Origin of the sequence: Embleya sp. NPDC020630, from assembly GCF_044334985.1 — a bacterium.
Lineage (GTDB): Bacteria > Actinomycetota > Actinomycetes > Streptomycetales > Streptomycetaceae > Embleya.
The window spans coordinates 539,527-545,954 of record NZ_JBIRUB010000006.1 but is presented as its reverse complement, the minus strand read 5'-3'; the positions used below and the strand labels follow the sequence as shown (position 1 = coordinate 545,954).

The 6,428-nt window shown below is 73.0% G+C and carries 5 protein-coding genes; 3 read left to right on the top strand and 2 right to left on the bottom strand.

What is annotated here, in order from left to right:
- Positions 1-146 precede the first annotated feature (146 nt).
- Positions 147-1,061 carry a 3-oxoacyl-[acyl-carrier-protein] synthase III C-terminal domain-containing protein gene (locus ACH4XV_RS23830; RefSeq protein ID WP_395792918.1) on the bottom strand — a complete coding sequence of 305 codons (915 nt, stop codon included), beginning with the start codon at positions 1,059-1,061 and terminating at the stop codon, positions 147-149.
- A 652-nt stretch (positions 1,062-1,713) separates the two neighbouring features.
- Here ACH4XV_RS23830 and ACH4XV_RS23825 point away from each other — a divergent pair.
- Positions 1,714-3,243 (top strand): hypothetical protein, encoded by a 1,530-nt coding sequence (locus ACH4XV_RS23825; protein WP_395792916.1) that lies wholly within the window; start codon positions 1,714-1,716, stop codon positions 3,241-3,243.
- A gap of 28 nt (positions 3,244-3,271) precedes the next feature.
- Here the strand turns inward: ACH4XV_RS23825 and ACH4XV_RS23820 are convergent, their stop codons facing one another.
- Positions 3,272-4,351, bottom strand: coding sequence for a magnesium and cobalt transport protein CorA (locus ACH4XV_RS23820; RefSeq protein WP_395792914.1), 1,080 nt, complete (start codon positions 4,349-4,351; stop codon positions 3,272-3,274).
- Positions 4,352-4,554: 203 nt separating this feature from the next.
- Between ACH4XV_RS23820 and ACH4XV_RS23815 the strand changes: the two genes are divergently transcribed.
- Together ACH4XV_RS23815 and ACH4XV_RS23810 are read left to right on the top strand one after the other, a co-directional pair.
- Entirely contained in the window at positions 4,555-5,004 is a 450-nt protein-coding gene (locus ACH4XV_RS23815; RefSeq protein ID WP_395792912.1) for a hypothetical protein, read from the top strand.
- A gap of 141 nt (positions 5,005-5,145) precedes the next feature.
- Positions 5,146-6,417 (top strand): aminotransferase class I/II-fold pyridoxal phosphate-dependent enzyme, encoded by a 1,272-nt coding sequence (locus ACH4XV_RS23810; RefSeq protein WP_395792910.1) that lies wholly within the window; start codon positions 5,146-5,148, stop codon positions 6,415-6,417.
- Positions 6,418-6,428 lie beyond the last annotated feature (11 nt).

Sequence of the window (6,428 nt, the reverse complement as noted above, 5' to 3'; positions counted from 1 at the left end):
TCGCCGCACCGGAGAAACAGCCGAAGAGAACCACTATGCGGCTGCTTCTCCGGCACGCCGAGGCACGGCACCGGACGACGCGGCCCGATCCACCAAGATCCGCCGGACAGGACCTGGCCGAGGCCCGTTGCCGGCGCTCGGCGCGCTCAGACCTCCAGTACGGCGGCCGCCATCGCGCCGTCGCCGCCCAGGGAGGTGAGCAGGACGCGGGTGCCGCTCGGCCGGTCGGATTCGAGCACCATCCGGGCGGCGATGAGCAGACCCGTGGCGCGCGGGCGGCCGGTTTCCGGACCGATGTCGGTGACCTGGTGGTGCTGGAGGCCGAAGTGGCGGCGGAAGGCGCGGTTGGTCTCGGCGGAGGGGGTGTGCAGCGCGACGTGGTCGATGGTCGACCAGGGGATGCCGGCTTGGCGCAGGGTCTGCGCGACCACGGCCGACACGGCGATCGGGTCGTCGCGCAGCGACTCGCCGTGGTGCTCCCGCCAGGACACGTGGGCCCGGTCGACCATGGTGGCCACGGCGGACCGGCCCGGTTCGACCCGGCGGGTGCCGGATCCGGCGCCGACACGAACGGGCATGCGCTCCCGGGCCGGTATCCGCGCCTGCGGGTGACCGGCGCGGGCACGGTGTGGGTCCCGTACGGAGACCGCCAGCAGGCGATGCCGGTCCAGCCCCTTCTCCAGGACCAGGGCCGCCGCCGCGGGGTGTTCGTCGTGGGCGGGCGCCAGCACGAGGCCGCGCCGCGCGGCCGGGTCGACCCCGAGGTGCGCGGCGAGCGTGCCGAGCGCGGACAGCGGATGATCGCCGCAGTGCACCGCGTGGTAAGCGTGGATGCGCCCGACGCCGACCCGGTCGAGGACCAGCCGCCCGGACAACGCGATCGGCGCGCCGGCGGCGGCCTCGTCACAGAGCAGGCAGTACTGCCCGTCCAGGTCGCGGCCGCTCAGCCCGCAACGGGCCAACGTGTCGCGTACGGCGGCCTCGTCGAGCAGCAGCGCCGACGTCGGCGCGGCGGCCGAGCAGCTTCCCACGGCGGCGATACCCAAGCCCGTGACCTTCATGGGGTTCTCCTCCCGGCGCGAAAACGGCCTCAGGTGCCCGACACCACTCGGCGTCGGGCACGACCCCCGGGAAACCGTCGACCCCGCCCGGGACACGCATTGAGGAACGTGCCGAGAGCGAGCCCCGAGGGCCGTGCCATGGATCCGACGCTACGTTCCCCAAGCCACCCCACTCCCCGCCTTCACACCCCCCTGACGCCCAAACCACCCCCATCTGACGCCCTCTTGACACACCCACGTACAAACACGCCATGCCCGGTACCCCCGGCAGCGCCCCCACCCGCCACCCGCCCTCGCCCCACCCCACGCCCACGAGCCCCCAAGCCCCACGAACCCGCACACCCACACCCCGCGAACCCCGCATGCCCCGCGCGCACGCTCCCACCCCCGGCGACAGCCCCCCTTCCGCATCAAGGACGCGTACGGATTCCGCGTGAACGCGTATGCAGGGCGTACGGGTTCGGTCCGGCAACGGTGCAGGTCCTCGGTGCTGCCTAGCGTCGGCGTCATGCGGGGGAGCAACAACACGGGGAAAAGCGGGAATTCGGGTCCGAGACCGAGTGCTCGGCGTGGTCGTGGCGGGTGGATGGCGCTCCGGGGTCGGCCTCGCCGCGACCATCCCGTAGGTGCCGGGGGTGGGCGCGCGAGGCGGTTGACCACGCCCGTCTCGCTGCGGCTCCTCGTCGCCGGCGTGGTCGTGACGCTCGTCGCCTACCTCGGGGTCCTGCTCGCGGCGATCTCCGCCGCCGACGACGGGCTGCGTACGGTCGGCGCCGGCGCCGGTTCGCGCGTCGTGTCCGCGAACGCGCTGCACGGGGCCCTGTCCGGGATGGACGCCGAGTTGGCCAATACCGTCCTGGTCGGCGACGAGCGGGGGCTGGGCTTCGCCCGGGAGCAGGCGGCGGCGAACTACGCGGCCGACCGCAAGGCGCTCGGCGACGCGATCGAGGAGACCGGCGCCGGCATCGAAGGCGACGAGGCCCGGCGTACGCTGGCCGACCTCGTCGACAAGGTCGGGCTGTACGACAACTTGGCCGGGCAGGCGACCCTGCTCGACCGTCAGTCGGACGCCCGCGCCCTGACCGACGCCTCACCCGCGCTCCCGCTGCTGCGCCAGGCGGCCGACCTGATGCGCGACACCCTGCTGCCGGAGGCCGATCGCCTCTCGGCGGCCAACGCCGGCGCGGTCGAGGCGACCTTTCGCGACACCTACGGGCGAGCCCGTGACCTGGGCGGCTGGTCGCTCGCGCTCGGCCCGGGCGCGATCGGCGTTCTGCTCTGCGGGCAGGCGTTCGTGGCCGTGCGCACGCGCCGGGTGGTCAATCCGGGGATGCTGATCGCGACCGTGCTGGCCGTGGCGCTGGTGTGGACGGGTACCGGTGCCACCCTGGCCGCTGCCGAGCACCTGCGTACCGCCAAGAAGGACGCGTTCGACTCGGTCCTCGAACTCACCAGGGCCCGGGCCGTGGCCACGGACGCCAACCGCGACGAGAGCCGATTCCTGCTCGACCGCGCCCGCGCGACGGACGCGGAACGCGCGTTCGAGGCCAAGTCCCGCGAGCTGGCCGGCTTCGACGGGGTGCGACTCGACGGCTACGCCGAGGCGTTGCGGTCGGCGATCACCGGCCTCCCGGGCCTCGCGAAGGGGGCGACCCCGCCGTTCGACGGGCGGTTCGGCCGGGAGTTCCGCAACATCACGTTCGCCGGCGAGCGTGCGGCGGCCGAGGACGCGCTGCGCTGGTACGCCCGATACCAGGACTACGACCGGCAGTTGCGCACCATGGTCGCCCGGGGCGACCTGCGGGGCGCGATCGATTTCGCCACCAGCCACCGGGAGAACAACTCCAACTGGGCCTTCGACCACCTGATCGAGTCGCTGGAGGCGGTCACCGCGATCAACCGCACGCACATGGACGCCGAGGCGAACGCCGGCCGCGACGCGCTCGCCGACCTGGGCCTGATCGCCACGCTCCTGGTCCTGGCCGGGGCCGGGGCGACCTGGGCGGGCGTACGGACGCGCCTGGTCGAGTACCGCGCCGGCGAGGCCGCGCCTGCGCGCATCCGGCCGCGCCGACCCACCCACCCGGGCCCGCCGCCCGGCCCGCCCGGGCCCGCCACCCTCGACCGACCCCGACCCGCGCCGGAGCCGGTCCCCGCGGCAGCCGTACCGGTCCGGCGCTGAGCCGAACCCCAGCCGCGGCGGCCGGGACTCACAACCAGTCGTTGCGGCGGAAGGCGCGGAACATCAGGACACAGGCACCGACCATCACGACCAGCACGCTCGGATAGCCGTACGTCCACTTCAGCTCCGGCATGTGTTCGAAGTTCATCCCGTAGATGCCCACGATCAGCGTCGGCACGGCCAGGATCGCCGCGATCGCGGCGATCTTGCGCATGTCGGTGTTCTGTCGGACCGTCACCCCGGCCAGGCTCGCCGAGAGTATCGAGTCGAGCAGTTCGTCGAACGCCACGAGCCGTTCGCGCACCTGGGCCAGATGGTCGGCCACATCGCGCAGATAGGCGTCGAAGACCGTGCCGTCCCCCGGCAGACCCCCGTCGGCCAGCCGCTCCAGCGGCCGGGCCAGCGGCAGTACCGCGCGCTTGAACTCGATCAGCTCGCGTTTGAGCTGGTAGATGCGCTCCGCGTCGTTGCTCGGCCGGGGCGAGAACACCTCCTCCTCCAGGCGTTCGAAGTCGTCCTCGACCTTGTCCGCCACCAGCAGGTAGTCGTCCACGACCCGGTCGGTGATCGCGTGCACCACCGCGGCCGGCCCGTGCCCGAGCCGCTCGGGATCGGCCTCCAGGGACTGGCGCAGCTCGACCAGCGGCGGCGCGCTGCCGTGTCGGACCACCACGACGAACTTGTCGCCGGCGAAGACCATGATCTCGCCGGTGTCCACCACCTCGCTGGTCGCGGTCAGCGCGTCGTGCTCGACGTAGACGATCGTCTTGAGCACCAGGAACAGGGTGTCGTCGTAGCGCTCCAGTTTGGGCCGCTGATGCGCCTCGACCGCGTCCTCCACGGCCAGCGGGTGCAGGTGGAATGCGGCGGCGATCTCGGCCAGGTCCTCGGCGAGCGGGGCGTGCAGCCCGATCCACACGAAGCAGTCCTCGCTCGCCTCGGCCGCGTCGAGCGCGTCCTGCAACGGCACCTCACCGGGGCGCCGGACCCCCTTGTCGTAGAGCGCGCAGTCCACCACCACGGGCGCCCGCCGAGCCCCCGCCGCGTCCGCACCCGCCGGTATCGCGCCGCCGGGCCGAAAGCGCTTCGTCGTCCGCCACGAGCTCATCGTCCTGCTCCCGAATCGAGGATGTCCCGCCCGATCGTAGGCGGCACCGCCCCTTCGCGGGGGGCCTACAGCGCGGGAATCACGGCGGTCCGGCCCCCGGCAGGCGGGCCGCGGCGCCGTCCGCACGGACCCGCCGGCCCGGGGCGGGGACGTCGCCGCGCGCGAGCGGTAGCGTCCTGCGGAATCGAGCGAAGGAGCAACCGTTGGACGGCGATGGCGAGTTCCGTGGACCGACCGACCCGGACGATCCCCAGGCGGCGCCGCTCGCGGGAGGCGGGCCGGTGCCGCGCCGCGACGGGCTGTACGTGGACGTCGAGCCGGAAACCGTGATGGGCGATCTCTCGTGCACCCACTACGTCCGCTTCACCGACCCGGATCGGGTCAGCACCGTCACCTGCGTGAGCGGTGCCGAGATGATCCCGCTGATCTGTCGCTGGTTCGGGCCCCGGCACGAGGGGAGCAGCCAGGGCACCTACCACCTCGACGGGGCCGCGATCTCGTTCGCGGCGACCGACGAGTCCGGGACGGTGGAGTACGTGGGCCGGCTCGCCGAGGATGCGCTGACCCTGGTCGTGGACACGCACAGCCTGATCAACGACCACCGCTCCCGGCGCGAGCTGCGCTTCGTGCGGGCGGACTTCCCGAACGGATGAACGAACGAGGGGGCGCGGCGGCGCGCGGTCGTCGATCCGGGAGCGGGGCCGCCGTCGGGGCGGAGCCGGGCCCCGGGTATTGCTAGATTGGGCGCGCCCCCGCCGCACGTGTCTGCGGCCTCCGCCTATTTTGGGGATCTCGTGCCGCTCAGCACCGACGTGTCCAGTCCGGAAATCGACCTCGCGGCCGTTCGCGAGGAGTACGCGGCCCTCGCGGCCGAGGGACTTCGCCTCGATCTCACCCGGGGCAAGCCCTCGCCGCAACAACTGGACCTGGCGAACGGGCTGCTCTCGCTGCCCGGCGGCGACGACTTCAAGGCCGCCGACGGCACCGACTGCCGCAACTACGGCGGGCTCAACGGCCTGCCCGAGCTGCGGGAGATCTTCGCCGAACTGCTGCAGGTCCCGGCCGCGCAACTGCTCGCCCTCGGCAACGCCAGCCTGACCCTGATGCACGACGTGATCGCGCACGCGCTGCTGTCCAAGGTGCCCGGCGCCGAGCGTCGCTGGGTGGACGAGCCCGAGGTGCTGTTCCTGTGTCCGGTGCCCGGCTACGACCGGCACTTCGCGCTGTGCGAGCGGTTCGGCATCGGCATGGTCCCGGTCCCGCTCACCGGCGAGGGCCCGGACCTGGCCGCGGTCGAGGCGCTGGTCGCCGCCGACGCGCGGATCAAGGGCATGTGGTGTGTGCCCAAGTACAGCAACCCGAGCGGGGAGAGCTACAGCGACGAGACAGTGCGCCGGCTCGCCGCGATGCCCACCGCCGCGCCGGACTTCCGGCTGTTCTGGGACAACGCCTACGCGGTGCACCACCTGACCGACAAGCCGGTCGAGCTGCTGTCGATCCTGGACGCCTGCGCCGAGGCGGGCAACCCCGACCGCGCGTTCGTCTTCGGCTCGACCTCGAAGATCAGCCACGCCGGCGCCGGGGTCGCCTTCTTCGGCTCCTCCGCGGCGAACACCGCCTGGCTGACCGGGCTGCTGGCCAAGCAGACCATCGGCCCGGACAAGGTCAACCAGCTGCGGCACGTGCGCTTCTTCGGCGACGCCGAGGGCGTACTCGCGCACATGCAACTGCACCGCGAGCTGCTGGAGCCGCGCTTCGCCGCGGTGTACGAGGTCCTGGATCGTGAGCTGGGCGCGCTCGGCATCGCGAGCTGGACCCGGCCCGAGGGCGGCTACTTCGTCAGCCTGGAGGTGCCGGACGGCTGCGCCGCCGAGGTGGTCCGGCTGGCCAAGGAGGTCGGCGTCGCGCTGACCCCGGCCGGCGCCGCGTTCCCCGAGGGCAACGACCCGCGCGACCACCACATCCGCTTGGCCCCCAGCTACCCGACGGTCGACGAGGTGCACCGCGCGATGCGGGCCGTCGCGGTGTGCGTCAAGCTCGCCGCCGCCGAGGCCGCGGCGAAGTAACGCCAACGCAC